The 25,676-nt window shown below is 49.3% G+C and carries 25 protein-coding genes and 3 tRNA genes; 23 read left to right on the forward strand and 5 right to left on the reverse strand.

Annotation, left to right across the window (positions count from 1 at the left end; all coding sequences use genetic code 11):
* Positions 1-1,041: 1,041 nt before the first annotated feature.
* The 5 genes from pyrB to HMPREF2560_RS11375 all read left to right on the forward strand — a co-directional run bounded on the left by pyrB (position 1,042) and on the right by HMPREF2560_RS11375 (position 4,577).
* Positions 1,042-1,962, forward strand: coding sequence for an aspartate carbamoyltransferase (gene pyrB / locus HMPREF2560_RS00035; protein WP_070607468.1), 921 nt, complete (start codon positions 1,042-1,044; stop codon positions 1,960-1,962).
* 10 nt (positions 1,963-1,972) lie between these two features.
* Positions 1,973-2,431, forward strand: coding sequence for an aspartate carbamoyltransferase regulatory subunit (gene pyrI, locus HMPREF2560_RS00040; protein WP_003684689.1), 459 nt, complete (start codon positions 1,973-1,975; stop codon positions 2,429-2,431).
* Between the two features lie 192 nt (positions 2,432-2,623).
* The gene (locus tag HMPREF2560_RS00045; protein ID WP_070607466.1) at positions 2,624-3,289 is read left to right on the forward strand and encodes a COG1361 family protein; all 666 of its coding nucleotides are present in this window, start codon (positions 2,624-2,626) and stop codon (positions 3,287-3,289) included.
* 275 nt (positions 3,290-3,564) lie between these two features.
* Positions 3,565-4,428, forward strand: a complete 864-nt coding sequence (locus tag HMPREF2560_RS00050) for a GNAT family N-acetyltransferase (protein ID WP_070607463.1) — start codon at positions 3,565-3,567, stop codon at positions 4,426-4,428.
* Positions 4,429-4,451: 23 nt separating this feature from the next.
* Positions 4,452-4,577 (forward strand): hypothetical protein, encoded by a 126-nt coding sequence (locus HMPREF2560_RS11375; RefSeq protein ID WP_283116269.1) that lies wholly within the window; start codon positions 4,452-4,454, stop codon positions 4,575-4,577.
* A gap of 64 nt (positions 4,578-4,641) precedes the next feature.
* On the opposite strand, the gene HMPREF2560_RS00055 is transcribed toward HMPREF2560_RS11375, so the two are convergent.
* Positions 4,642-5,145, reverse strand: coding sequence for a hypothetical protein (locus HMPREF2560_RS00055; protein WP_070607460.1), 504 nt, complete (start codon positions 5,143-5,145; stop codon positions 4,642-4,644).
* Positions 5,146-5,358: 213 nt separating this feature from the next.
* Here HMPREF2560_RS00055 and pyk point away from each other — a divergent pair, with 213 nt between their 5' ends.
* Together pyk and HMPREF2560_RS00065 are read left to right on the forward strand one after the other, a co-directional pair.
* Complete coding sequence (gene pyk, locus HMPREF2560_RS00060; RefSeq protein ID WP_049337966.1) at positions 5,359-6,831, forward strand: pyruvate kinase; 1,473 nt, start codon at positions 5,359-5,361, stop codon at positions 6,829-6,831.
* Between the two features lie 175 nt (positions 6,832-7,006).
* Entirely contained in the window at positions 7,007-8,422 is a 1,416-nt protein-coding gene (locus HMPREF2560_RS00065; protein WP_070607457.1) for an OmpP1/FadL family transporter, read from the forward strand.
* Between the two features lie 312 nt (positions 8,423-8,734).
* Here the strand turns inward: HMPREF2560_RS00065 and HMPREF2560_RS00070 are convergent, their stop codons facing one another.
* Positions 8,735-10,000, reverse strand: a complete 1,266-nt coding sequence (locus HMPREF2560_RS00070; protein ID WP_070607454.1) for a LysM peptidoglycan-binding domain-containing protein — start codon at positions 9,998-10,000, stop codon at positions 8,735-8,737.
* A gap of 234 nt (positions 10,001-10,234) precedes the next feature.
* On the opposite strand from HMPREF2560_RS00070, the gene def reads away from it, so the two are divergent.
* The 10 genes from def (at position 10,235) to topA (ending at position 21,898) form a co-directional block, all read left to right on the forward strand.
* On the forward strand, positions 10,235-10,738 hold the full coding sequence (gene def / locus HMPREF2560_RS00075; RefSeq protein WP_070873633.1) for a peptide deformylase: 504 nt from the start codon (positions 10,235-10,237) through the stop codon (positions 10,736-10,738).
* Between the two features lie 134 nt (positions 10,739-10,872).
* Positions 10,873-11,799 (forward strand): methionyl-tRNA formyltransferase, encoded by a 927-nt coding sequence (fmt, locus tag HMPREF2560_RS00080; protein WP_070607451.1) that lies wholly within the window; start codon positions 10,873-10,875, stop codon positions 11,797-11,799.
* Positions 11,800-11,832: 33 nt separating this feature from the next.
* Positions 11,833-12,351, forward strand: coding sequence for an O-acetyl-ADP-ribose deacetylase (locus HMPREF2560_RS00085; RefSeq protein ID WP_070607449.1), 519 nt, complete (start codon positions 11,833-11,835; stop codon positions 12,349-12,351).
* A 46-nt stretch (positions 12,352-12,397) separates the two neighbouring features.
* Positions 12,398-13,657 (forward strand): 16S rRNA (cytosine(967)-C(5))-methyltransferase RsmB, encoded by a 1,260-nt coding sequence (gene rsmB / locus HMPREF2560_RS00090; RefSeq protein WP_070607446.1) that lies wholly within the window; start codon positions 12,398-12,400, stop codon positions 13,655-13,657.
* Positions 13,623-14,216, forward strand: coding sequence for a DUF4390 domain-containing protein (locus tag HMPREF2560_RS00095; protein ID WP_004520180.1), 594 nt, complete (start codon positions 13,623-13,625; stop codon positions 14,214-14,216). Before rsmB ends, HMPREF2560_RS00095 begins: the two co-directional genes overlap by 35 nt.
* A gap of 3 nt (positions 14,217-14,219) precedes the next feature.
* Entirely contained in the window at positions 14,220-16,346 is a 2,127-nt protein-coding gene (locus tag HMPREF2560_RS00100) for a sensor histidine kinase (protein ID WP_070607443.1), read from the forward strand.
* On the forward strand, positions 16,333-17,607 hold the full coding sequence (locus HMPREF2560_RS00105) for a sigma-54-dependent transcriptional regulator (RefSeq protein WP_070607439.1): 1,275 nt from the start codon (positions 16,333-16,335) through the stop codon (positions 17,605-17,607). Before HMPREF2560_RS00100 ends, HMPREF2560_RS00105 begins: the two co-directional genes overlap by 14 nt.
* A 234-nt stretch (positions 17,608-17,841) precedes the next feature.
* Positions 17,842-19,032, forward strand: a complete 1,191-nt coding sequence (dprA, locus tag HMPREF2560_RS00110) for a DNA-processing protein DprA (RefSeq protein ID WP_070607435.1) — start codon at positions 17,842-17,844, stop codon at positions 19,030-19,032.
* Between the two features lie 24 nt (positions 19,033-19,056).
* Positions 19,057-19,512 (forward strand): Smg family protein, encoded by a 456-nt coding sequence (locus HMPREF2560_RS00115; RefSeq protein WP_003749244.1) that lies wholly within the window; start codon positions 19,057-19,059, stop codon positions 19,510-19,512.
* Positions 19,513-19,591: 79 nt separating this feature from the next.
* A complete protein-coding gene (gene topA, locus HMPREF2560_RS00120) occupies positions 19,592-21,898 on the forward strand; it encodes a type I DNA topoisomerase (protein WP_070607432.1) in 2,307 nt (768 codons plus the stop codon).
* 72 nt (positions 21,899-21,970) lie between these two features.
* On the opposite strand, the gene HMPREF2560_RS10770 is transcribed toward topA, so the two are convergent.
* The 3 genes from HMPREF2560_RS10770 to HMPREF2560_RS00130 are packed head-to-tail and all read right to left on the reverse strand — an operon-like array spanning position 21,971 to position 23,711.
* Positions 21,971-22,237 carry a YkgJ family cysteine cluster protein gene (locus HMPREF2560_RS10770; protein WP_083306168.1) on the reverse strand — a complete coding sequence of 89 codons (267 nt, stop codon included), beginning with the start codon at positions 22,235-22,237 and terminating at the stop codon, positions 21,971-21,973.
* Entirely contained in the window at positions 22,234-22,656 is a 423-nt protein-coding gene (locus HMPREF2560_RS00125; protein WP_070607430.1) for a hypothetical protein, read from the reverse strand. Before HMPREF2560_RS00125 ends, HMPREF2560_RS10770 begins: the two co-directional genes overlap by 4 nt.
* Positions 22,653-23,711, reverse strand: coding sequence for a hypothetical protein (locus HMPREF2560_RS00130; RefSeq protein ID WP_283116260.1), 1,059 nt, complete (start codon positions 23,709-23,711; stop codon positions 22,653-22,655). The genes HMPREF2560_RS00125 and HMPREF2560_RS00130 overlap by 4 nt, the downstream gene beginning before the upstream one ends.
* A gap of 51 nt (positions 23,712-23,762) precedes the next feature.
* On the opposite strand from HMPREF2560_RS00130, the gene HMPREF2560_RS00135 reads away from it, so the two are divergent.
* The 6 genes from HMPREF2560_RS00135 (at position 23,763) to HMPREF2560_RS00160 (ending at position 25,595) form a co-directional block, all read left to right on the forward strand.
* Positions 23,763-24,146 carry a helix-turn-helix domain-containing protein gene (locus HMPREF2560_RS00135; protein ID WP_070607424.1) on the forward strand — a complete coding sequence of 128 codons (384 nt, stop codon included), beginning with the start codon at positions 23,763-23,765 and terminating at the stop codon, positions 24,144-24,146.
* Positions 24,147-24,277: 131 nt separating this feature from the next.
* Positions 24,278-24,850 (forward strand): 16S rRNA (guanine(966)-N(2))-methyltransferase RsmD, encoded by a 573-nt coding sequence (gene rsmD / locus HMPREF2560_RS00140; protein WP_070607421.1) that lies wholly within the window; start codon positions 24,278-24,280, stop codon positions 24,848-24,850.
* A 122-nt stretch (positions 24,851-24,972) separates the two neighbouring features.
* Positions 24,973-25,224, forward strand: coding sequence for a YfhL family 4Fe-4S dicluster ferredoxin (locus tag HMPREF2560_RS00145; protein WP_003679513.1), 252 nt, complete (start codon positions 24,973-24,975; stop codon positions 25,222-25,224).
* Between the two features lie 98 nt (positions 25,225-25,322).
* Positions 25,323-25,406 (forward strand) — tRNA-Tyr (locus tag HMPREF2560_RS00150).
* A 31-nt stretch (positions 25,407-25,437) separates the two neighbouring features.
* Positions 25,438-25,511 (forward strand) — tRNA-Gly (locus tag HMPREF2560_RS00155).
* A 9-nt stretch (positions 25,512-25,520) separates the two neighbouring features.
* A tRNA-Thr gene (locus HMPREF2560_RS00160) sits at positions 25,521-25,595 on the forward strand.
* Positions 25,596-25,676: the final 81 nt, after the last annotated feature.

Consider the following 25,676-nt stretch of genomic DNA (forward strand, 5'->3'; position numbering starts at 1 on the left):
TAAAAAGGACGTGCTCAGGCACGTCCTTTGGGTAGGCTGATCTCAACCTCGATTACTGTATTATTGTCTTAACCCGTTTTATTATTTTGACGAACTGAATATTTCAAATCCAGAACCTTATGCTGACACTGCAACCAGTCGGCGGAAGGTAATGCCTTGATCAGAACTATTGGAACTGATTAACTGTAAATTAAGCGGAAAATTTTAAAAGTAGAGAAAGCTGTAGTTTAAGTCATTTATGCAACATTATTCAGACGGCCCGAGATCAATAGTTTTGGTCATGGGTAAGGACAATGAAGGATAAGGCTGCAGACAAATTACACCAAGCAAAGATAGCATTGTCTGCAGGGTAAAAAGCTGGTTGATACGGCAAACAGATATCTGTATCTATTTTGAAAGGCTATATCGAGAAACTGCACATCACTCCGTCAATGTCGACGAGATAAGGTATGGCAGAATGCTCGATCAAAGGCTACGGCAGCAAAACAGATAGCACCTAGAAAAAAATCAGCTACAGACCTGCATTATCGCAAAGCTCTTTACAACAACTCATTGACGGAAACGCAAATCAAACACAACCGAACATTTGTCGAAAAACCCGTTATGTAGTTGAACAAAGCTTTGTTACGTTTCACTGTAAATCAGGCTGTGAACCTAATTTGCTTTAGGCAACATGGGTGTGCAACGCTATTCGAAAGCGATATGTTTGAATCGTTGAAGCAGTTAACAGCTTACTTGCGCTTGTTTGCTCCTACAAGATGCGAGTATTGGGAAGATAAAAGGATATTAGGAATAGAAACTGTCAAATCCCTGTGTTTGAGTTTTGGCTGTTGGGGATGAGGGATTTTTGGCAAAGGTCTCAGGCCGTCTGAAAACTTGAAAGAAGCAGCCGTCTGTTAAATATGCGATAATGCGGAAGATTTCATGGGTGTGGTAGGAACATGGTTGTGATTGTCCGACGGGGATGATGTCGGGCAACGATGGAATCGGTTTGCTTGAAACGCCCGCCTGTTGCGGGCTTTTTTATGGGAAGGAACGGTCATGCCTAATCCGCTTTATCGGCAACATATTATTTCAATTTCAGATTTGACGACGGAGCAGCTCGAATTACTGCTTCAGACGGCCTTGAAGTTGAAAAAGCAGCCTCGTGAAGATTTGCTTGAAGGCAAATTGATTGGTTCGTGCTTTTTTGAACCGTCCACCCGTACGCGTTTGTCTTTTGAAACGGCGGTACAGCGTTTGGGTGGAAAAGTTATCGGTTTTTCCGATGGTGCCAATACCAGCGCGAAAAAGGGTGAAACGCTTGCAGATACTGCGAGGATTATTTCCAGCTATACGGATGCGATTATTCAGCGACACCCGAAAGACGGTGCGGCCCGTGTGGCGGCCGAGTTTTCGAGCGTACCTGTGATTAATGCCGGCGATGGTACCAACCAACATCCGAGCCAGACGCTTTTGGATTTGGTAACGATTTATGAAACACAAGGTAGTTTGAGCAATTTGAAGATTGCGATGGCCGGTGATTTGAAATATGGCCGTACGGTACACTCATTGTGTCAGGCATTGAAGCGTTGGGGTTGTGAGTTTGCATTTGTATCCCCTCCCAGCTTGGCGATGCCGGACTATATCACTGAAGAGCTGGAGGAGGCCAGTTGCCCTTACCAAGTTTTGTCCAGTTTGGAAGAAGCGGTCGAATGGGCGGATATTTTGTACATGACCCGCGTTCAGCGCGAACGTTTTGATGAGCAGGAATTTGCCAAAATTCAGGGTAAATTCAATCTTGATGCGCCGATGTTGGCAAACGCCAAACCCAATTTGCGTGTCTTGCATCCTTTACCGAGGGTAGATGAAATTCATCCGGATGTGGATAAAACGCCTCATGCCTATTATTTTGAACAGGCAACCAACGGCATGTATGCACGGATGGCGATTTTGTCTTTGGTATTGAACGAAGAAGTTTAAGGAGCGAAAGATGGAAAACTCAAAACTCAGCGTTGAAGCGATCGAACAAGGTACGGTAATTGACCATATTCCTGCCGGTAAAGGCTTGGCTATTTTAAGGCAGTTTAAGTTGCTGCATTATGGCAGTGCGGTTACGGTCGGCTTTAATTTGCCCAGCAAAACGCAGGGAAGCAAAGACATTATCAAAGTCAGCGGCGTATGGTTGGATGCCAATGCGGCCAACCGTTTGGCTTTATTTGCCCCTGAAGCAGTGGTAAACAAAATTGATCAGTTTAAAGTGATCGACAAACAGCATTTGTCATTGCCGGACGAAATTTCGGAAGTATTCCGCTGCCCGAATACCAATTGTGCCAGTCATGGAGAGCCGGTCATCAGCCGTTTTTATGTCCGTTCACATAATGGTCAGACGCGTTTGAAATGCCATTATTGCGAAAAAACCTTCTCGCGTGATTCGGTTGCCGAAGCCTAATAAAAATCTCAGGCCGTCTGAAAACACGGCTGTGCGGTTTGAGTTGTCTGCTTGATACATCAGTTTCATAAAAAGCAAGATATTAAGCAAATTGCGTTAAAATTACGTTAAAATAATGCCTTCTGAGTTGATGACATCATTTGCTCAAAAGGCATTATTTTTTATAACACGACACGAAATGTAGGAAAACTTATGCACTCATCCATACAAAGCCGGTTTGCCCCAATCTTATACGTTTTAATTTTCTTTGCCGGATTTTTGGCAGCACAAGTTTGGTTTAATCAGCAAGCCTATTTGACCAACCTTCCCCTTTTGGTCACTGCCATTTCTGCCGTTGCATTGGTTTGGTTGATTTGGGCTGTCGTCTCTGCGCGATCCAAAGCAAAAAGCAAGATGTTGCACCGTGAGCAGCTGATTCAAAAAGAGAGCATTCATCCTGTTTTGCATGCGACGTTGCAACGTTCTGATGGACAAACGGATTTATTGGTTTTGGTTGTCCGCAATAGCGGTAAGGGCTTGGCGAAGAATGTGCGTTTTGAGGCTGAGGCTTTGCCGGATCACTTGCCGAGCAAGCTGGTTGCCGATGCAGTGATGCGCTTGGAGATGTTTTCCGGCGGCGTGGATATGCTGGCATCGGGAGAATTGTATGGCGGCGTGTTTGCAAGCATGTTGGCGCTGGCTGCCGAATTGCCGGACCAAACATTCGGCGGAGTATTGAAACTGAAAGCCACTTATGAAAATGCCTTTGGCGATCAATGCACTTCAGAAAGCGTTTTGGATTTGAGCATATTGAATTTCAATTTGTCAGAAATTAAATCCAATGGCGAGCAAAAGCCCCGCAAGAAATTGTTGTATTGATATTCAAAATATGCAGGCCGTCTGAAACCGAAATACTTGTTTTCAGACGGCCTGTTGTTATTTTTCAAATGATTTTTGAAGAAAAAGAGGCGTATCGGGTATAATAATCAAAGAATTCGAAACGGATTGTCAGGATCGGCAAGCCGTCTCATCATTGTCGTATTTCAAAACCTTACTGATATTTTTTCAATAATCTGTTGCTATGTATCGGAACTTTTTCTGATGTTGGCACTGGCGAAATATTCCTTCAGCCATTTACTCTTAGGAAGCTGCTTATGTTAGTGTGTAATCCTTATGAAGTTGTGATCCATGGTACGACCAGCAAAGGCAAGATTTTCCGACCAAGCGACTGGGCGGAGCGCCTGTGCGGTATTTTGTCTTCCTTTACTAAAGACAACCGCCTTTCCTATTCTAATTGGGTGCGCCCGATTTTGGTGGACAATGTTCGTTGTGTAGCGGTCGATAAAAAGTTGGAAGAAGACAATCCGCAAATGTTCCGTTTCTTGATGGACTTTGCGGCAGATAATGATTTGCGCGTGATTGACTGCAAAGCCTTGCTTAAAGAGCAAGAGAGCAAACAGCAGGGCGAAGTGCCGGTCGAGCGCGTTTTGTTGGCGCAGGCGATTGAAGAAAAACATGCCGCCGAGCGTGCGGAGGCGGCCAATGCGCAGCCTGAGCCTCAAGCTGCCGCTCCTGTGGTCGGCGTATTGCGTGAAATTCCGCCGGAAGAAACTGCAACCGCTTTTGCGGCATTGAGCATTTTGCGTTCTTCTTTGACCGATATTCACCGTTTTGTCGAACAAATCAACGAGCATCAGCGCAATACCGGCTACCGCCTGTTGGGTATTTTTGAAGAAGGCAAACAAAATGCCGTGGCCGTATGCGGTTTCCATGCTGCGTACAACTTGGCCAGCGGTTACCATATCCATATTGATGACATCGTAACCATGCCTCAATGCCGCCAAAAAGGCTATGCTTCACGCTTGTTGGAAGAAGTACGCAAAATCGGTGCGGAAACCGGCGCAACCAAAATCCATCTGAATGTCCATGTGAACCATGACCGTGCAGATGCGCATCGTCTCTACTTTAAAAACGGATTTGAAATTTGCGCTTACCACTTCCGTTGCGATCCGAAATAATTTTTGTGGAAAGAGGGAATCCAATGCTGAAGATTTTAACTGCGGTTGTTTTGACACTGAGCTTGGCGGCCTGCGCATCAGGCAGCGGAGGCAGCTCGCAAATGTATGGTGAGATTAAGGCCGATGTAGAAACCAGCCATCAACGTTGAGATATACAATGACAAGGCCGTCTGAAATAGGTTTCCTGTTTCAGACGGCCTTTTTGCAGCTTGATTAGAGGGTCGTGGAGGTGTCGTCAGCAGCAACAGTCCGATGCAGGCGATACCAATTGTACAGGCGCAAGATGCACAAGAAAGCGATGATGGGCATACAGGCTGCGGTAACCAGATAACGCGGGTTGCTGAAGTTTAAAACATTGTGCCCGGAAAGCAGCGACAAAGCGGCATGCAACCATTCCCACAAAGACGAAATGCTGAATGCCAAAACAGCCAACAGGCCGAGGGTTCGGAAAATACCGATGGGCAGGATTTGTCGGCGTAATACGGCGCGGTTGAGTTGGAACAAGACAATCAAACCGAAGCTGATAATGCAGACCATGCCGCCGTTGGCGACGATTTGCAGGCTATTGAAGGCAATGTCGGGCGTAACGGAAATTGTACCGGACTGGTTGGCGGCGGTTTGTTGCAAATTTAAGCCTTGCATGACATTGAGTACGAAACCGTAAATCAGGTCAGCCAAAACGATGCCGATGGGTAGCGGAGTCAAAAAACGTTTCATGGATCAGTTGAGTATTCTATTAGTATGAGGGAGGCCGTCTGAAAATCAAAAATGACGACGTGAGAGTGTATTGTATCTGATAGGAAAGTAGGTTAATGCAAAAATAAATTTAGTTTAAGTCAGAAAATGATGTAATTTTACGCCAACATTATTGCATTAAGAGTACAATCTTCTTCATTATCAAACGTGAAATCAACAGGAAAGGACGTTTACATGAGCCAATTGCAACGTGATTTAACCCGTATCAGCCACAATACCAAAATTGTTGCCACACTGGGTCCGGGCAGCAACAATGTACAATTGTTGGAAGACATGATCCGTGTCGGCGGCCTTAATGTCGTCCGTTTCAATTTCAGCCACGGTACGCCGGAGTTTCATGAAGAAAATGCCCGTATCGTACGCGAAGCCGCGAAACGTGCGGGTCAGGAAATCGCCATTCTTGCCGACTTGCAAGGGCCTAAAATCCGCGTGGGCAAAATTGCAGGCGGCAGCATCGAGCTGAATAAAGATGAAACTTTGATTTTGGATGCCGCACTTGAAGGCGAAGGTACACGCGAAGCGGTGGGTTTGGACTACCGTGATTTGCCGAATGATGTCGCTGCCGGCGATGTTTTGTGGCTGGACGACGGCCTGTTGACTTTAACCGTTGAAGCGGTTGAAGGAAGTAAGATTATTACAAGGGTAGAAAACAGCCATGTGCTGAAAAGTAACAAAGGTATCAACAAACGCGGCGGCGGCCTGTCTGCCGGTGCGTTGACTGAAAAAGACTTTCGTGACCTGAAAACGGCGATTGCCATCGGTTGCGACTACTTAGCCATCAGCTTTGTGAAATCTGCTGAAGATTTGCACATCGCACGCGCCAAAGTCGAAGAAGAAATGAAAGGCAGTACAGCCGTACGCCCCGGTTTGGTTTCCAAAATCGAGCGCGTAGAAGCCATTGAAAACCTGGACGAAATCATCCTTGCCAGCGACGGTATTATGGTTGCCCGCGGCGACTTGGCAGTGGAAGTCGGCCATGCCGCCGTACCCGCACTGCAAAAACGCATGATCCGCCGCGCCCGTGAGTTGCGCCGCTTCAGTATTACCGCAACTCAAATGATGGAATCCATGATTACCAACCCCGTACCGACCCGCGCGGAAGTCAGCGACGTGGCCAACGCGGTATTGGACGGTACCGATGCGGTGATGTGTTCCGCCGAAACCGCCGTCGGCGCGTATCCGTTTGAAACCGTCAGCCAAATGGCGATTATTTGTGCGGCTGCGGAAAAAGAACAAGATTCGCTCAACGGCGTTGCCGAACAGGTCGAGTATCCCGAAGCCGTCAGCACCAACTTGGCGATTGCCGGCGGTGCGGTCAGCGTGGCGCGAGCAGTTCACGCCAAAGCCATCGTTGCCCTGACTGAAAGCGGTTCGACCGCCTTCGAAGTCAGCCGTCACAACATCACCCTGCCGATTTTTGCCCTGACGCCGAGTGTTTCAGCGCAACGCCGCATGGCGATGTACCGCGGCGTGCGTCCGTTGATTTTGGCAACCAGTACCGATCACGATACCGCGCTGAACGAAGTGGAAGCCATGCTGGTAGAACACAAAATCCTCCAAAGTGGCGACCAATACATCATTACCAGCGGTTCGCAAATGCGCGAATCTGGTTCGACCAATACGCTGGAAGTGTTGCAGGTTAAATAATTGCAGTGATCCGATGATTGGAAAAGCAGGCTGTTTTAGCCTGCTTTTTTGTGTAAAAAAAGAAAAGATTAGGCAAAAATAATGATGTAGTATAGAATTGAGTGCCTATACTAAATCAATAAAGGACGTTTCAGACGGCCTTTTTCTTTGTCCGCTACTTTCACGGTAAACCAAAATGATTCATTTCAATCTGAAAAAAACAGCATTTATTTTAAGCACAGCACTGTTATCTACCGCCGTCCAAGCTTCCGGTTACCACTTCGGCACACAATCCGTTAACGCACAAGGCACGGCCAACGCCGCCGCCGCCGAAGCCGCCGATGCCTCAACCATTTTCTACAACCCGGCCGGTTTGAGCAAAATCGACAGCAGCCAAATTTCCGTCAACGCCAATATCGTATTCCCAAGCATTCATTATGAGGCGGAATCTGCGAAACACTTCCGCACGGGTGCCGATGTCAGCGGCTCGACCAGCGGCAAAATTACCGAAACCACCGTTGCTCCGCACGTTTATGGCGCGTACAAAGCCAGCGACGATGTAACTTTGGGTTTGGGCGTGTACGTTCCTTTCGGTTCGGCAACCGAATACGAAAAAGATTCCGTATTGCGCCACAACATCAACAAACTGGGTTTGACCACCATCGCCATCGAGCCGGTAGTCGCGTGGAAACTGAATGAGCAGCACGCTGTCGGTGCCGGTTTGATTGCCCAATATTCCAAAGCCGAATTGCGCAAATACTCCGACTGGGATGCTTCCGGCGCCATCAGCCAATTGGCCAGCGGCTTGGCTTCCCGTCAAGCAGGGCGTCCCGTTGCTGTCGATGCGACCGGCAAAGCTGACGGTCATGCCGATGTAAAAGGCCACGATTGGGGCTTCGGCTACCAACTGGCGTGGATGTGGGACATCAACGATCGCGCACGCGTGGGTGTGAACTATCGTTCCAAAGTATCGCATACACTGAAAGGCACTGCCGATTGGGAAGCGGACGGCGCATATGCAAAACGCGCTTGGGATTTGGGTGCAATGGCTGCACGCGGTTATGTGCCGAACGAAAAAGCCAGCGTCAAAATCGTCACGCCTGAGTCTTTGTCTGTTCACGGTATGTACCGCGCCACCGACAAAACCAACCTGTTCGGCGATGTGACTTGGACACGCCACAGCCGCTTCAACAAAGCCGAGCTGGTGTTTGAAAACACCAAAAAAGTTGTCAACGGCCAATCCGACCGTACCGTCATTACGCCTAACTGGCGCAACACTTATAAAGTCGCATTCGGCGGCTCTTACCAAGTTACCGAACCCTTGCAACTGCGTGCCGGTATCGCTTTCGACAAATCACCGGTTAAAAGCGCCGAAGACCGTATGAACAGCCTGCCTGACGGTAACCGTATCTGGTTCTCCGTCGGTGCCAAATATCAACTGGGTAAAAACCATGTGATCGATGCGGCGTACAGCCATATCCACATCAATGACACGGTTTACCGCACCGGCAAAGCCAGCGGCAACGATGTGGACAGCCGCGGTGCATCTTCTGCCCGCTTCAAAAACAAAGCGGACATCTTGGGCTTGCAATACACTTACAAATTCAAATAATCGGATTTGAGTTATGGATAAAAAGGCCGTCTGAAGATTTCAGACGGCCTTTTTGATTGGAAGGTACAGATGGAGCAATCAATAGGCAATAAATGGCGTATTGGGCTTTTCATATTTCTGATTTGAATGGCAGAACGGAAAGACGATAGAAAAGGGGAAAGCTGATTACCGGCTGAAGAAACGAGATATTGTTTGCGTTCCAAACAAAGTGTTACAGATTTCTTTATTCTGATGGGCAGCAATCAAAAGGCCGTCTGAAAAACAGGTTTTCAGACGGCCTTTATTTGCCGGATGGCTGCTAAGAAAGCCCAATCAGCTGCGGACTTCCAGTTCGATTTCTCTTTCCTGTTCGTCTTCAGCCGGTTTGTCCATGGTTTTTTCATCAGCCATATTGTCCAAATCACGGCCGGGTTCGGAGGCGGTATCGCCGATGGAAACGCTGTTCAGGCTTTCCAAAATAATGGCTGAGGCCAGATGGTCGGATGTGCGGTATACCATTGCCAAACCGATTTCTTCCGCCGGAATGGAAACCAATTCAACCGTATCTTTGTCTTTCGGCTTGCGAATCAGGTTGTTGGACAGATTCACACGGACATGGCGGCCGCGTTTGTAGAGGCTGACCACCGTGCCTTTGTCCAAGCCGTCGAGTTCGCCTTTATCCAAAGTAATGGTTTGGAACTGGCCGGCTTCGCCCACGCCGTCGAAGATGGAAACGACTTTGGCCTGAATCGGACGGGCAGGGGCGTGAGGCATAACATTGAAACTGTCGAGGCCTTCGGGCAGTTTCAGCAGATAGTCGTCTTTGCGGATTTCGGAAACGGCTTCTTCGATAACCAAAGGTTGCGCGGACTGGGTGCGCAGCTTCATGGCTTTGTTGACTTGGGTGTAATACTCGTTGCTTTTGAGTTTTTCGTCAGAAGCGCGGGTACGGTGTTCCAATGCGGAGTCGGTGTAAGGCAGCGTGTTGGCGATGCCGCTGAACACGACTTCTTGGCCGAGGAATTTGCCGGTTTCCGGATCAGTGATGTTTTTATTGACGCGGTAGGTCAGGTAGCGGCCGGGCTCGGTCAGGCCGTATGCGTACACGCGGTTGCCTTGGGTGTAGAGGACGCGGTTGTCGGGGCCGGCAATCAGGCGCGGCGCGTTGGCGGTTTCTTCCGGAGCGATAATCTGCGGATGTTTCATGAACATACGGTAGAGGTTGACGTTGACGGTCGGAATGCCGTAGCCGGAAGTTTCGCGTACGCGCGGATGCAGTTTGATCACGGGAATGCCGTCTGAATGGGTTTGAGCGTGTTCAAAACCCAGTCGCGGCTGGCCGTTGACGTAGCGTAAAACCAACACCTGACCCGGATAGATCAGATGGGGATTGCGGATAGCGTTGCGGTTGGCGCCCCAAAGGTGGTTCCATTGCCATGGGCTGTACAGATATTTGCTGGAAATGCCCCACAAGGTATCGCCGTTTTTAACGACGTAGCGTTGCGGCGCATTGGGGCGGATTTTTAAAGAAGCTGCCTGAGTGTGGGCAGAAATAGCCATGCCTGCTATGCAAAGCAGGGTTATAATACGTTGTTGCATAACCGTTCCCCTTGAAATCGATTCGGTTTGTCTTCAGATGATAAACAGAGAAGGCTGGAGTTTACGAAACTGCTGCCCATTCATCAATACGATAACGAACGGCCTCCGTCGCGCTATCTTAACATTTTTCGGCGTTATTTTAGCATTGAATGTTGCTGTCATGACAGGAGATTGTGGCGGCGGAAACCAAATCTGTATGAAAATCACACATCAGTTTTATAAAACGAGAATATTATGGCTTTACTGAACATCCTCCAATACCCTGACGAGCGTTTGCATACGGTCGCCAAACCTGTTGAAAAAATCGACGAGCGCATCCAGACATTGGTTGCCGATATGTTTGAAACCATGTACGAAGCACACGGTATCGGCTTGGCGGCCACTCAGGTCGACGTACACGAGCGCATCGTCGTGATGGATTTGACCGAAGACCGCAGTGAGCCGCGCGTGTTCATCAATCCCGTCATTGTCGAAAAAGACGGCGAGACGACTTATGAGGAAGGCTGTCTGTCCGTGCCGGGCATTTACGATACCGTAACCCGTGCTGAGCGCGTCAAAGTTGAAGCCTTGAACGAAAAAGGCGAGAAATTCACGCTGGAAGCAGACGGCCTGCTGGCAATTTGCGTGCAGCACGAATTGGACCACCTGATGGGCATCGTGTTTGTCGAACACCTGTCGCAGCTGAAACAAGGCCGCATCAAAACCAAACTGAAAAAACGTCAGAAACACACCATCTGACCTGCGCATCGCTTAAAGGCCGTCTGAAAAGACAAAACAGAAGGCAGACTTCGGTTTTCAATTTTTCAGACGGCCTTTTCAGCTGAAACAGTTTGCCCAACGCGCCATTCAAACCATTTCCACAAGGACACAACATGAAAGTCATCTTTGCCGGTACACCCGATTTTGCCGCCGCCGCCTTGAAAGCCATCGCCGCCGCAGGTTTTGAAATTCCGCTGGTGTTGACCCAGCCCGACCGCCCCAAAGGCCGCGGCATGCAGTTGACCGCATCGCCGGTCAAACAGGCTGCCTTGGAATTAGGTTTGACCGTGGCGCAGCCGGAAAAGTTGCGCAATAACGCCGAAGCCCTGCAAATGCTCAAAGATACAGGCGCGGATGTGATGGTGGTGGCCGCATATGGTTTGATTTTGCCACAGGATGTGTTGGATACGCCCAAACACGGCTGCCTCAATATCCACGCTTCGCTGTTGCCCCGTTGGCGTGGCGCTGCACCGATTCAACGTGCAATTGAAGCCGGCGACGCAGAAACCGGCGTGTGCATCATGCAGATGGACATCGGTTTGGACACCGGCGATGTGGTCAGCGAACACCGCTACGCCATCCAACCTACGGATACCGCCAACGAAGTGCATGACGCGCTGATGGGTTTGGGGGCGGAAGCGATTGTTGCCGACTTGCAGCGTTTGCAGGCAGAAGGCCGTCTGAACGCGGTTAAGCAGCCTGAAGAAGGTGTTACCTACGCCCAGAAATTGAGCAAAGAAGAAGCGCGTATCGATTGGAATGAAAGCGCGGCTGTGATTGAGCGCAAAATCCGTGCTTTCAACCCTGTACCTGCCGCGTGGGTCGAATATCAAGGCAAACCGATGAAAATCTGGCGTGCCGAAGTCGTGGCCAAACAGGGTAAGGCAGGCGAAGTATTGTCTTGCACTTCAGACGGCCTGCTGGTGGCGTGCGGTGAAAATGCGCTGAACATCACTGAATTGCAGCCTTCCGGCAGCAAACGCATGAGCATACAGGCATTTGCGGCAGGCCGGACGATTGAAGTCGGAACGGTTTTGTAACAGACTGGAAGTCAACGTAGAGGAAAGAAAACAATGGCTGTTTTTGAAGTGGTCAAGGGCGATATTACCCGATTGGCAGTCGATGCGATTGTCAATGCCGCCAATTCATCACTGTTGGGCGGTGGCGGCGTGGACGGTGCAATACACCGCGCTGCTGGCAAAGAGCTGCTGGATGAGTGCCGCACTTTGGGCGGTTGCCGCACAGGCGAAGCCAAAATAACCAAAGGCTATCGTTTACCTGCGCGTTTTGTCATCCACACGGTCGGGCCGGTATGGTTTGGCGGACAACAAAATGAAGAGGCCAAATTGGCACAATCCTACGCTAATTCCTTGCTGCTTGCCCAGAAACACGATCTTCACAGTATCGCCTTTCCGTGCATCAGCACCGGTGTGTACCGCTTCCCAGCCGAAGCCGCCGCGCGTATCGCTTTGGAGAGTTTGAAACAAACCCTGCCGCAATGTCCGTCAGTGGAAAAAATCATCTTTTGCTGTTTTTCCAAAACAGATGCCGAATATTACCGGGCATTGCTGGCAGCCGAACAGGCCGTCTGAAATCCGCCGAACACTTGAAATCAAATATAAATCAGAAAGCAAAAATATGAGTATGTCCCTCGCCCAAAAATTGGCCGCCGACAGCGTTGCTGCGGTTGCCGAAGGGCGCAATCTTCAGGATGTCTTGGCGGAAATCCGCGCGGCGCATCCGCAGCTGACGGCGCAGGAAAACGGCGCGTTGCAGGATATTGCCTATGGTTGTCAGCGTTATTTGGGCAGTTTGAAGTATATGCTTGGTCAAATGCTGAAGAAGCCGATTGACAATCCGCAACTTGAAAGCCTGCTTTTGGCGGCGATGTACCAACTGCATTACACGCGTAATGCCCCTCATGCCGTGGTCAATGAAGCGGTGGAAAGCATTGCCAAAATCGGTCGCGGCCAGTTCCGCTCGTTTGCCAATGCGATTTTGCGCCGCTTTTTGCGCGAACGCGACAAGCTCGCGGCTTCCTGCAAAAAAGACGATGTGGCGAAACACAATTTGCCGCTGTGGTGGGTGGCTTATTTGAGAAACCATTATCCCAAACATTGGCACAACATCACCACCGCGCTGCAATCGCATCCGCCGATGACTTTACGCGTCAACCGCCGACACGGCAATGCCGAAAGCTATTTGGAAAAATTGGCTGCGGAAGGCATTCCGGCCAGGGCTTTGGACGAATACGCCGTGATGTTGGAAGAAGCCGTTCCGGTAAGCCGTCTGCCCGGTTTTTCAGACGGCCTGGTGTCGGTGCAGGATTTTGGTGCGCAACGTGCAGCTTATTTGTTGAACCCGAAAGACGGCGAACGCATCCTCGATGCCTGTGCGGCGCCGGGCGGTAAGACAGGCCATATCTTGGAACTGGCAGATTGTCATGTTACCGCTTTGGATATAGACGAAGGCCGTCTGAACAGGGTGAAGAGCAATCTTGACCGTTTAGGCTTTCAAAAGGCCTCTTTGACTTGTGCCGATGCGCAGGACTTGACAGCGTGGTATGATGGCAAGGCCTTTGACGCTGTCTTGGCCGATGTGCCGTGTACCGCTTCGGGCGTGGCGCGCCGCAATCCCGATGTCAAATGGCTGCGCCGACCGACCGATGCCGTCAAAACCGCACGCCAACAGGAAGCATTATTAGACGCGCTGTGGCAGACCCTGACGAAAAACGGCAGGATGTTGCTGGCTACCTGCTCGGTCTTTGTCGAAGAAAACGACGGTCAGTTGCAAAAATTCCTTAACCGCCATGCCGATGCCGAGTTGATTGAATCGCATGTGCTCTTACCGAACAAACATCAAGATGGCTTTTATTACGCGCTTATTAAAAAGCAGTAAAACGCTGATTGTACCGCTCTTGCTTGCCGTGTCGCTGAATGCGGCAGGCGAGGGTATCAGTGCGACCCGTGCCGAGGCAAAGCTGACCCATGCCGGACAGCTTTCCGTCAGCAGCCGTTTCCGCACCGATCTGCCCGACCAGCTTAAAGAAGCACTCAAACAGGGCGTCCCCCTGCATTTCAATTTGAGTTGGCAGCTATCAGCGCCGTCTATGTCGTCTTATAAATTCAAGTTCGACCAGCTGCTCAACAACGACAGCACGATTCAATACAAATTGTCCTTCCATCCGCTGACCAACCGCTATCGCGTTACCGTCGGTACGTTTTCTACCGAGTACGACACGCTTGAAACTGCCTTGCGCGCAGTGGGTGCGGTCGCAAATTGGAAGGTTTTGTCCAAAGGCGCGCTGAGTGATGTGGCCGCCAAAGACACGAAGGCTGAAATCCGCCTGCTGCTGACAACCGCCAAGCTGCCCAAACCGTTCCAAATCAATGCCCTGACGTCTAAAAACTGGCATTTGGATTCCGGTTGGAAGTCCTTGTCGGTCGTGCAGGAGTAAACCATGCGCCGCTTTCTTTTGATTGCCGCCGTATTTGCCGTTGTTTTGTTGTACGGTCTGACTGTTGCAACGGGCAGCAGCAACGTATTGTCCGATTACTTCTGGTGGATTGTCGCCTTGTGCGGCTTGCTGTTGCTGGTGTTGGCGGCGGTGTTGGTGCGCTATGTCGTGCTTTTGATGCGCGACAACAGCAAAAGCGTGTTCGGTTCGCAGATTGCGCGTCGGCTGTCGGGGATGTTTACCTTGGTTGCCGTATTGCCGGGCGTGTTTTTGTTCGGTATTTCCGCCCAGTTTATTAACGGTACGATTAATTCTTGGTTTGGCAACGATACCCATGAGGCATTGGAGCGCAGCTTAAACTTGAGCAAATCCGCGCTGAACTTGGCGGTGGACAACGCTGTCAGCAACGCCACACCGGTGCAGATCGACTTAATCAGCGCCGCTTCACTGGACGGCAATTTAGGGCAGACGCTGGCAAAATCGGCGCTTACTGCCGACTTTGCCCAGCTGGCGCTTTATAACGCGACTACCCATAAAGCTGAGAAAAGCATCAATCCCCTGAAACTAAATCAACCCGAGCTTAACAAAGAAGGATGGGAGCAGCTGGAGCAGACCGGCTCGGTGCGCAGCTTGGAAAACATCGGCGGCATGCTGTATGCTCAGGGTTGGATGCTGATCGGTACGCATAAAAATCAGGATTATGCATTGTTTTTCCGTCAGCCGATTCCGAAAGATGTTGCCCAAGATGCGACGCTGATTGAAGCGGCCCGCGCTAAATATGCTGAGCTGAGTTATACCAAAAAAGGCCTGCAAACCTTTTTCTTGTCCACGCTGTTGGTCGCGACATTGTTGGCCATCTTTTTGGCGTTGGTGATGGCTTTGTATTTTGCCCGCCGTTTTGTGGCACCGGTGTTGTCGTTGGCAGAGGGTGCGCGGGCGGTGGCTCAGGGCGACTTCAGCCAGACCCGGCCGGTATTCCGCAATGACGAGTTCGGCCGTTTGACCCAGTTGTTCAACCACATGACCGAGCAATTATCGATTGCCAAAGAGGCGGACGAGCGCAACCGTTTACGCGAAGAAGCCGCCCGCCATTATTTGGAATGCGTGTTGGAAAGTTTGACCACAGGCGTGATTACTTTGGATGCCGACGGCCGTCTGAAAACCTTTAACAAGGCCGCCGAACAGATTTTGGGCGTTTCGCTGGTGTCTTTGTGGGGCAGCAACTGGCATCAATGGCACGGCAAATCGCCGCAGCAAACCCTGTTGGCCGATGTGTTTGCCGCCATTAATGAAACCGCCGACAGCGACAAACCCGTCCAAGTCGAATATGCCGCGCCCGACGATGCCAGAATCTTATTGGGTAAGGCCACCATCCTGCCGGAAGACAACGATAACGGCGTGGTGATGGTGATTGATGACATTACCGTCTTAATACGCGCGCAAAAAGAGGCCGCATGGGGCGAAGTGGCGAAACGGTTGGCGCATGAAATCCGCAATCCGCTTACGCCCATCCAGCTTTCCGCCGAGAGATTGGCATGGAAATTGCATGATAAACTTGATGAACAAGACGCCCAAATCCTCAGCCGTTCAACCGATACCATCGTCAAACAGGTTGCCGCGCTGAAAGAAATGGTCGAAGCGTTCCGCAATTATGCGCGTGCGCCGTCGCTGAATTTAGAAAAACAAGATTTAAACGGTTTGGTGTTGGAAGTATTGGTATTATATGAGGCTGGCGCGTGCAAATTTAATGCACGGCTCAACACGGATGCTCTGCCGATTGTTGCCGATACGACGGCGATGCGCCAAGTGTTGCATAACCTATTTAAGAATGCCGCAGAAGCGGCAGAGTCGGACGAAGCGCCGCAAGTAAACGTCGAAACAGGGCGCGAAGGCGGACAGGTTTTCCTGACCGTCTGCAACAACGGTAAAAGTTTCAGTAAAGAAATGCTGCACAATGCTTTTGAGCCGTACGTTACCGACAAACCGACAGGAACGGGGCTGGGTTTGCCCGTTGTGAAAAAAATTATCGAGGAGCATGGCGGCCGTATCAGCCTGAGCAATCAGAACAGCGGCGGCGCGTGTGTCAAAATAGCTTTACCGGAAATGGCAGAAACTTATGCGAAGCAGTGATATTTTGATTGTAGATGATGAAGTAGGCATCCGCGACCTGCTCTCCGAAATCCTTCAAGACGAAGGCTATACCGTTACTTTGGCCGAGAATGCCGAAGAAGCGCGCCAATTGCGTTACCAAACGCGTCCGGCCATGGTATTGCTGGATATTTGGATGCCCGATTGCGACGGCATCACTTTGTTGAAAGAGTGGGCGAAAAACGGCCAACTCAATATGCCTGTGGTGATGATGAGCGGCCATGCCAGCATTGACACTGCGGTTGAAGCCACCAAAATCGGCGCGCTCGATTTTCTGGAAAAACCGATTGCCCTGCAAAAACTCTTGTCTGCGGTAGAACGCGCCTTGAAACATGGCGAAGTTCAGACGGCCTCCGGCATGACTTTGGACAAACTGGGCAACAGCCCGGTTATTCAAGAAATGAACGGCAGCATTGAAGCGGCCGCCAAACACAACCGCCCGCTGTTGTTGGCCGGTGAGGCAGGCTCGCCGTTTGAAATTGTCGCCCGCTATCTGCACAAAAGCGGTACGCCTTGGGTGGCAACCGAACGTGTCGAACACATTGTCGATACGCCGATGGAGCTGTTGCAAAAGGCATCAGGCGGCATTTTGTATGTCGGTGATATTGCCCGTTACAGCAAAAATATCCAAAACGGCATTGCTTTCTTGCTGGAAAAAGCCGACCGCTACAATGTCCGTGTGATTGCTTCATGCGGTTTTAAACGCGGTGAGAGCGCCGATGACGTTGTTGCCGGCCGACTGGCGGAGCTGTTGAAAGAGCGCATCAATGTTCCTTCTTTGCGCAGCCAACCGGACGACATCGTCTTTTTAATTAACCGCATCATGACCGATTTGGCCGAAAGTCAAAAAATCCAGCCGGTAAAATTCAGCGACAGCGCATTGGTGGTTTTGCGCCAATACGATTGGCCGAGCAATTACGACCAGCTTGCCGAAACGGTGAAAAACATCATGTTGGAATCGGACGGCAAAGAAGTGGACGAGCAGGCCGTTGCCGTGGCTTTGGGTCAGAAGGAAAATGCAACGGCGACAGAAATCATCGGTGGCTTCAATTTCAATATGCCTTTGCGCGAATTGAGGGAAGAAGTCGAGCGCCGCTACTTTGAGTACCACATCGCCCAAGAAGGCCAAAATATGAGCCGCGTGGCGCAAAAGGTCGGTTTGGAGCGTACGCACCTTTACCGCAAACTCAAACAACTCGGTATCAGCGTATCGCGCCGCAGCGCCGACAAATCCGAAGAATAAGCGCAATATCGGTTCAAACACAAAAGAGGCCGTCTGAAAGCCATCAGGTTTTTCAGACGGCATCGTCATTTGACGGTTTGCTTAGACAAGCGATACTTTATAAAAATAATGATATGGCTCGGAGGTGTTATTTTGCCTTTTAAGCCGAAAGAAGTTTTATATCAATAAAATTTTCAGACGGCCTCGATTTTCTTCGGGCCGTCTGAACAACCATTACGAAAAGGGAACAGATTGATGACGGAAAACGAGCGTTTTGCTTGGTTGCAACTGGCATTTACGCCCTATATCGGCGCAGAAAGTTTTTTGGTGCTGTTGCAGCAATTCGGTAGTGCACAAGCAGCCTTGAATGCGCCGGCAGACAAAATTGCCGCGTTGGTACGCCATAAGCAGGCAGCCGAGTCGTGGCGTAATGCAGACAAACGGGCTTTGGCGCAGCGGTCTGCCGAAGCCGCTTTACAATGGGAAATGCAGGACGGTTGCCGTCTGTTGCTGCTGCAAGATGATGATTTCCCCGAAATGCTGACACAAGGCATTACCGCGCCGCCGGTCTTGTTTTTACGCGGCAATGCAGAGTTGTTGCACACACTTTCTGCCGCGATTGTCGGCAGCCGCCATGCCACACCGCAGGCAATGCGGATTGCCAAAGATTTCGGCAGAGCGTTGAGTGAAAAAGGCATTCCCGTCGTATCGGGTATGGCTTCGGGTATCGATACCGCCGCCCATCAGGGCGCATTGCAGGCAGGTGGCGGTACCATTGCCGTCTGGGGAACCGGTATAGACCGCATTTATCCGCCATCCAATAAAAACCTTGCTTATGAAATTGCTGAAAAAGGTTTGATTGTCAGCGAGTTCCCTTTAGACACGCGTCCGTTCGCAGGCAATTTCCCACGCCGCAACCGTTTGATTGCCGCATTATCGCAGCTGACATTGGTGGTGGAAGCAGCATTGGAATCTGGCTCATTGATTACCGCCAAGCTGGCGGCAGAGATGGGGCGCGAAGTGATGGCGGTGCCAGGTTCGATAGACAATCCGCATAGCAAAGGCTGCCACAAGCTGATTAAAGACGGGGCAAAACTGGTGGAATGTCTGGACGATATTCTCCATGAGTGTCCGCAGCTATTGCAAAATACGCCTGTTCCATCATATTCTATAAATAAGACGGTAAAACTGAAAAACGATCAAACCAAACATCTGCAACAAAAAACAATAGCGGATGAACCGCAAAGGCCGTCTGAAAACCTATCTGCCGCCCCATCAACAAGCGCTTTATTGGAAGCAATGGGTTACGACCCGATACATCCCGATATTTTGGCGCAACAAACCAATACGGCAGCGGCAGACGTGTACGCACAGCTTTTGGAATACGAACTTGACGGTATCGTTGCCGCCTTGCCGGGCGGCCGTTATCAGCGTGTCAAAGCATAAATTATCTATATTTAAGGAACCAGCATGACCGAAGTCATTGCCTATTTAATCGAACACTTCCAAGATTTCGACAATTGTCCGCCTCCGGAGGATTTGGGTCGCCTCTTGGAAGATGCGGGTTTTGATGCTACGGAAATCGGCAATACATTAATGATGATGGAAGTCTTGTTCAATACGTCCGAATTCTATGCCGAGCCGTTTAACAGCGACTCCCTGCGCGTATTTTGCCGTGAGGAAGCTGAAAACCTGCCGCAGGAAGTCATGGGCTTGATGCAGTATTTGGTTGCCGAGCACGCAATTACTTATGAGCAACGCGAAATCGTCATTCACGCCCTGATGCACATTCCATCGGACGAAATCACCCTCGATACCGCCAAAGTGTTGGTATTGCTGGTGTTGTGGATGCACAAGAGCGAGTTGCCCGTCCTGATAGGCGACGACTTGATGAGTGCGTTGACCGGACAAAACGTTATGCACTAAACCTTTTTTCAGACGGCCTGAACAAAATGATAAAAGGCCGTCTGAAACATAAATCCAATACATCCAAAAGAGAACAACAATGGCGAAAAACCTATTAATCGTCGAATCCCCGTCCAAAGCCAAAACCCTGAAGAAATATCTGGGCGGTGATTTTGAAATCTTGGCGTCTTACGGTCATGTCCGAGACTTGGTACCCAAAAGCGGAGCAGTCGATCCCGAAAATGGCTTTGCCATGAAATACCAATTGATCAGCCGCAACAGCAAACACGTCGATGCCATCGTTGCCGGTGCCAAAGAAGCTGAAAACATCTACCTCGCAACCGACCCGGATAGGGAAGGTGAAGCCATTTCTTGGCATCTTTTGGAAATCCTAAAATCCAAACGCGGTCTGAAAAACATCAAGCCGCAGCGTGTCGTGTTCCACGAAATCACCAAAAACGCCGTACTCGATGCCGTTGCCCATCCGCGCGAAATCGAAATGGATTTGGTCGATGCGCAACAAGCCCGTCGCGCTTTGGACTATCTGGTCGGCTTCAACCTCTCGCCATTGTTATGGAAAAAAATCCGCCGCGGTTTGAGCGCAGGCCGCGTGCAAAGTCCCGCACTGCGTTTGATTTGCGAACGCGAAAACGAAATCCGCGCGTTTGAAGCGCAGGAATATTGGACGGTACATCTCGATAGCCACAAAGGTCGCAGTAAGTTCACCGCCAAACTTGCCCAATACAACGGCGCGAAACTCGAACAATTCGACCTGCCGAACGAAGCCGCGCAAGCCGACGTGTTGAAAGAACTCGAAGGCAAAGAGGCTGTCGTTACCGCCATCGAAAAGAAAAAGCGCAGCCGCAACCCAGCCGCGCCGTTCACCACATCCACCATGCAGCAGGATGCCGTGCGCAAACTCGGTTTTACCACCGACCGCACCATGCGTACCGCCCAGCAGCTTTACGAAGGTATAGACGTAGGGCAGGGCGCCATCGGTCTGATTACCTATATGCGTACCGATAGCGTGAATTTGGCCGATGAAGCGTTAACCGAAATCCGCCATTACATCGAAAACAAAATCGGCAAAGAATATCTGCCAAGCTCGGCCAAGCAATACAAAACCAAATCCAAAAACGCCCAAGAAGCCCACGAAGCCATCCGTCCGACTTCCGTGTACCGCACGCCTGAAAGCGTCAAACCCTTCTTGAGCGCAGATCAGTTCAAACTCTATCAAATGATTTGGCAGCGTACCGTCGCCTGTCAGATGACGCCCGCCAAATTCGACCAAACCACCGTCGATATTACCGTCGGCAAAGGCGTATTCCGCGTAACCGGACAGGTGCAAACCTTCGCAGGCTTCCTCAGTGTTTACGAAGAAAGCAGCGACGATGAAGAAGGCGAAGACAGCAAAAAACTGCCTGAAATGAGCGAAGGCGACAAACTGCCTGTGGACAAACTCTACGGCGAACAACACTTTACCACCCCGCCGCCGCGCTACAACGAAGCCACGCTGGTTAAAGCCCTCGAAGAATACGGTATCGGCCGCCCTTCTACCTACGCCAGTATTATTTCCACGCTCAAAGACCGCGAATACGTTACCCTTGAGCAAAAACGCTTCATGCCCACCGACACAGGCGACATCGTCAACAAATTCCTGACCGAACACTTCGCCCAATATGTCGATTACCACTTCACCGCCAAACTCGAAGACCAGCTTGACGAAATTGCCAACGGCAAACGCCAATGGATTCCCGTGATGGATAAATTCTGGAAACCATTTATCAAGCAAGTAGAAGAAAAAGAGGGTATTGAACGCGCCAAATTTACCACGCAGGAACTTGACGAAACCTGCCCGAAATGCGGCGAACACAAGTTGCAAATCAAATTCGGCAAAATGGGTCGTTTCGTCGCCTGCGCCGGCTATCCCGAGTGCAGCTACACGCGCAATGTCAACGAAACCGCCGAAGAAGCCGCCGAGCGCATCGCCAAAGCCGAAGCCGAGCAAGCCGAACTCGACGGGCGCGAATGCCCTAAATGCGGCGGTCGCCTAGTGTACAAATACAGCCGCACCGGCAGCAAATTCATCGGCTGTGCCAATTACCCCAAATGCAAACACGTTGAGCCGCTGGAAAAACCTAAAGACACCGGCGTCCAGTGCCCACAATGCAAAAAAGGCAACCTCGTCGAGCGCAAATCCCGCTACGGCAAACTGTTTTACAGTTGCAGCACCTATCCCGACTGCAACTACGCCACTTGGAACCCGCCCGTCGCCGAAGAATGTCCGAACTGCCATTGGCCGGTACTGACCATCAAAACCACCAAACGCTGGGGTGTGGAAAAAGTCTGCCCGCAAAAAGAATGCGGCTGGAAAGAACAGATTGAACCGCCTGCGCCGAAAGAGTGAAGTTAGGTTAGTTTAAAATAGGAAATGCCGTCTGAAAAGTTTTCAGACGGCACTCCCATAAACAGAAAAGCCTTACTTATTCGATTGAAACTTTCTGCAAACTTCTACATTAATCCGTATAAAGTTCTGCCAAGATATTTGTTCAGATAAATGGGCGCGGTAATAATCCTCCACACGGCAAACCAAAGGGCGAGTTGCATAGATAGAACACAACATTGTATTTTCATTAAAATGTTGACATATACCGTCTCCGCGATCCAGCCATGCGGTTTGTTCGCTTAGACTGACCCTTTGACAACACAAACCGCAGGCGGAACAAGGAAAGGGTTCGGAGGTCAAAACTCAATCACCTTTACATCATCGTTTTTCAGTGACAAAATTAGCTTATCGACCTGTTGCAGCGGAGAATCCTTGGCAATATTCACAATGCCGTTTATTGCCGTATCAATAACATTGATATTGCCGGCCTCAATCCCTTTGTCCAGTGCATTGAATAAACCGTCAATCATCTCGCGGCGTTCCCGAAACGTATTTTCCAAATACAGCCGCAAAATTTCCTGCTGATTTTTCAACTCCTTCAAACGGACATCTTTCCATGCACCGATTGCCTCACGTTTGGTTTTCTCTTGGGCTGCGATCTTTTTGTATTCGTTGTGTGCTTCCAAAATGCGGGTAAACGAGCTTGTTGCGGCTTCCAAAGGAATAGCTGTGGGGACTTTCGTCGGAACAACTTTGTCGAGAATTTGGATTTTACTCATACTTCTGCCCCAAGTTCAATATTCAAATAACCTTCACATTGATGCCTGATATTGGGAGCAGGCGAACCATCATCCTCCATAATGGGCGTATTCATCAGGTTTTTGATGGCTTTGCCAATAACCAGCATAGCGTGAAAATTAGGATCATCGATGCTGTTTACACGAACCTGCTCAAAGCGTCCGATCATTTTTTTCAAAGTCTGTTTCATCTCTTTTGCATTATCTTGCAGGCCTTTGAGCCCTTCGGCGATCAAATCCATTTCGGCAACGGCTTCATCGATTTGGGCTTCATATTTTCGTGCTTCCGTCAGGGCTTCTTCCGCTTTACTGGCCAGCATAAATCCGCCGACTGCTAAAGCTGGGCCTGCAACGATACCGCCCAAAGCCACCATTCCTCCTGCCATTCCGAACCCACCTGCAGATAATGCGCCACCGCCAAGCCAGGCAAGGGTTGCATTGGTTGCAGCAGCTCCGGACAGAGTAGAGATGGCTGTACCTGTAGAAGCAGTTGCAATCAAAGGAACTGCACCATACGCTCCAAAACCGGCCAATGCCCCAGTAATAGCACTACTACCGAAATTAGTGCTTAGTTCCAATGATGTTTGCACCATTGTTTCCATTTCTTTCAGCTCTGTAACGTCAAATGTACTGTTAAAGCCGGAAAGTTCGCTTTTGACATGTTTATTGTTAGTGCTGTGTAATATTTGTATGATATGGTTGATTTGATTTTTAAAAATCTCTACCTTTAATCTCCCCAATTTTTCAAAGCAGTCGTTAGTTTCCTCTTTGGTTTCATCTAATTCCTCCTGCCTTTTCTTGTAACGGCGTTCTGCCCGTTCGCCTATTTCCTTGGCGTTGTTAATATCGCTGATTGCTCCTGCTCCTTTAACAACGCCTGTTGCGGCAAGGGTAGCAGCAGCGCCCCAAAGTAAAATTGGAATGGCCATATTTAAGTTACTCTCTTTAAAATTTATTAAAAATATAGTAAAAATTTTAATACTTGATAAAACCTTGGGGATTGTATTCAGAATGAATTTTCCTCTCCAGTAACTCAAAGTTTGAAATCTACTCTAATAATTCAATCATCTATACAGAAAGTTTAGTCTATGGAAACTCACGAAAAGATCCGCTTGATACGCGAATTAAATAAATGGTCTCAGGAAGAAATGGCGGAAAAGTTAGCCATGTCTGCCGGTGGATACGCTAAGATTGAGCGAGGTGAGACACAATTGAATATTCCAAGACTAGAGCAGTTGGCGGCTATCTTTAAAGTAGATATGTGGGATTTGTTGAAATCGGGTAATAACGGGATGGTTTTACAGATTAATGAAGGAGACAGTGGAGGCGATATCGCTTTATATGCTTCAAGTGATATGGCTATGAAATTGGAGTTGTTGAATCAGGAGTTAAAACATTGCCGGGAAATGCTGGAGCAGAAGGATAAGGAAATTGAGTTGTTGAGACAGCTGGCTGCTTCTGTGCGGAAGTAAAAGCCTAGGCCGTCTGAAAAATGATTTTCAGACGGCCTTTTTGTTTCTAAAAGAATAGAGTGAAATACGGCTTGATGGCAGTTTCACTATATAATTGAGGCCGTCTGAAAACTCGGCATCTTTTAAGAATTATGGCAAACAACAAACATTCCAAACACACCAATCAAGTACGCATCATCGGTGGGCAATGCAGGGGACGAAAGTTAACATTTTTATCTGCAGATGGTCTGCGCCCGACGCCTGACAGCGTGCGTGAAAAACTGTTTAATTGGCTGGGCCAGGATTTAACCGGCAAAACAGTATTGGATTTATTCAGCGGCAGTGGTGCTTTGGGAATGGAGGCTGCTTCTCGTAATGCGGCAAAAGTGGTAATGGTCGATAACCATCGCCAAACTGTTCAAACGCTTCAGAAAAATATCCGTGAATTAGGTTTGAAACAGGTGGAAATCGTGTGTTCAGACGGCATGGCTTATCTGGCAAGGCCGTCTGAAAAATTTGATGTTGTGTTCCTTGATCCGCCATTTTCATGGGAAGATTGGCAAAATCTGTTTATCCGATTGCAAAGCCACTTGAAAAATGGGGCAATGGTCTATATTGAAGCAGGGAAGCTGCCTGAAAAACCGGATTGGCTGGAAATTTATCGGGAAGGAAAGGCGGGAATGAGTAGGTTTGAATTGTTGCTCTATTCGCAAGTTGCTGAATAGTATAGAATTTGAGAATCATTCCCAAGGTGTAAAACATTCTTTCAAACGGATTGTTCCGACGTCATTTGTGCTATAATCCGCGCCCAATCGGTTTTGATAATTTAAGAAAAAAGGAAATAGAAATGTCGCTCTTTATTACAGATGAGTGCATTAACTGCGATGTGTGCGAACCGGAATGCCCTAATGATGCCATTTCGCAAGGTGAAGAAATTTACGAAATCAATCCAAATTTGTGTACGCAATGTGTAGGCCATTACGATGAGCCTCAGTGCCAACAGGTATGCCCTGTCGACTGTATCTTGATCGATGAAGAACATCCTGAAACGCACGAAGAACTGATGGCTAAGTACGAAAAAATCATTCAGTTTAAGTAAATAATGTTTAAAAGCAAAAGCTTGGATATTTTTAAAGAAATAAATGAAAAAAAATCTTGACGGAAATCTGAGTTGCCAATAAACTAGCGTTCTCTTTTGGAGGGATTCCCGAGCGGTCAAAGGGGGCAGACTGTAAATCTGTTGCGTGAGCTTCGAAGGTTCGAATCCTTCTCCCTCCACCAAAAATTCTTACTTGGAGCAAAAAGTGAGTATGCGGGTGTAGCTCAATGGTAGAGCAGAAGCCTTCCAAGCTTACGGTGAGGGTTCGATTCCCTTCACCCGCTCCAAACAATTTCGCCCATGTAGCTCAGGGGTAGAGCACTCCCTTGGTAAGGGAGAGGTCGGCAGTTCAAATCTGCCCATGGGCACCATCTCATTGTTACCCTTTATTTTTAAAAAGCTTAGATTATAGGATATTGCCATGGCTAAGGAAAAATTTGAACGTAGCAAAC

This window comes from Neisseria sp. HMSC078H04, assembly GCF_001838135.1.
Lineage (GTDB): Bacteria > Pseudomonadota > Gammaproteobacteria > Burkholderiales > Neisseriaceae > Neisseria.

Bases quoted from the DNA above. Each gene is read 5' to 3' on its own strand.
- HMPREF2560_RS00065 (WP_070607457.1), top strand. From the start codon at position 7,007: ATGATTCATTTCAATCTGAAAAAAACAGCATTTATTTTAAGCACAGCA.
- def (WP_070873633.1), top strand. From the start codon at position 10,235: ATGGCTTTACTGAACATCCTCCAATACCCTGACGAGCGTTTGCATACG.
- HMPREF2560_RS00135 (WP_070607424.1), top strand. From the start codon at position 23,763: ATGGAAACTCACGAAAAGATCCGCTTGATACGCGAATTAAATAAATGG.
- HMPREF2560_RS00055 (WP_070607460.1), bottom strand. From the start codon at position 5,145: ATGAAACGTTTTTTGACTCCGCTACCCATCGGCATCGTTTTGGCTGAC.
- rsmD (WP_070607421.1), top strand. From the start codon at position 24,278: ATGGCAAACAACAAACATTCCAAACACACCAATCAAGTACGCATCATC.
- rsmB (WP_070607446.1), top strand. From the start codon at position 12,398: ATGAGTATGTCCCTCGCCCAAAAATTGGCCGCCGACAGCGTTGCTGCG.
- pyk (WP_049337966.1), top strand. From the start codon at position 5,359: ATGAGCCAATTGCAACGTGATTTAACCCGTATCAGCCACAATACCAAA.
- HMPREF2560_RS00085 (WP_070607449.1), top strand. From the start codon at position 11,833: ATGGCTGTTTTTGAAGTGGTCAAGGGCGATATTACCCGATTGGCAGTC.
- pyrI (WP_003684689.1), top strand. From the start codon at position 1,973: ATGGAAAACTCAAAACTCAGCGTTGAAGCGATCGAACAAGGTACGGTA.
- HMPREF2560_RS00095 (WP_004520180.1), top strand. From the start codon at position 13,623: ATGGCTTTTATTACGCGCTTATTAAAAAGCAGTAAAACGCTGATTGTA.
- topA (WP_070607432.1), top strand. From the start codon at position 19,592: ATGGCGAAAAACCTATTAATCGTCGAATCCCCGTCCAAAGCCAAAACC.
- HMPREF2560_RS00145 (WP_003679513.1), top strand. From the start codon at position 24,973: ATGTCGCTCTTTATTACAGATGAGTGCATTAACTGCGATGTGTGCGAA.
- HMPREF2560_RS11375 (WP_283116269.1), top strand. From the start codon at position 4,452: ATGCTGAAGATTTTAACTGCGGTTGTTTTGACACTGAGCTTGGCGGCC.
- fmt (WP_070607451.1), top strand. From the start codon at position 10,873: ATGAAAGTCATCTTTGCCGGTACACCCGATTTTGCCGCCGCCGCCTTG.
- dprA (WP_070607435.1), top strand. From the start codon at position 17,842: ATGACGGAAAACGAGCGTTTTGCTTGGTTGCAACTGGCATTTACGCCC.
- HMPREF2560_RS00050 (WP_070607463.1), top strand. From the start codon at position 3,565: ATGTTAGTGTGTAATCCTTATGAAGTTGTGATCCATGGTACGACCAGC.
- HMPREF2560_RS00100 (WP_070607443.1), top strand. From the start codon at position 14,220: ATGCGCCGCTTTCTTTTGATTGCCGCCGTATTTGCCGTTGTTTTGTTG.
- HMPREF2560_RS00105 (WP_070607439.1), top strand. From the start codon at position 16,333: ATGCGAAGCAGTGATATTTTGATTGTAGATGATGAAGTAGGCATCCGC.
- HMPREF2560_RS00115 (WP_003749244.1), top strand. From the start codon at position 19,057: ATGACCGAAGTCATTGCCTATTTAATCGAACACTTCCAAGATTTCGAC.
- pyrB (WP_070607468.1), top strand. From the start codon at position 1,042: ATGCCTAATCCGCTTTATCGGCAACATATTATTTCAATTTCAGATTTG.
- HMPREF2560_RS00045 (WP_070607466.1), top strand. From the start codon at position 2,624: ATGCACTCATCCATACAAAGCCGGTTTGCCCCAATCTTATACGTTTTA.
- HMPREF2560_RS00125 (WP_070607430.1), bottom strand. From the start codon at position 22,656: ATGAGTAAAATCCAAATTCTCGACAAAGTTGTTCCGACGAAAGTCCCC.
- HMPREF2560_RS00070 (WP_070607454.1), bottom strand. From the start codon at position 10,000: ATGCAACAACGTATTATAACCCTGCTTTGCATAGCAGGCATGGCTATT.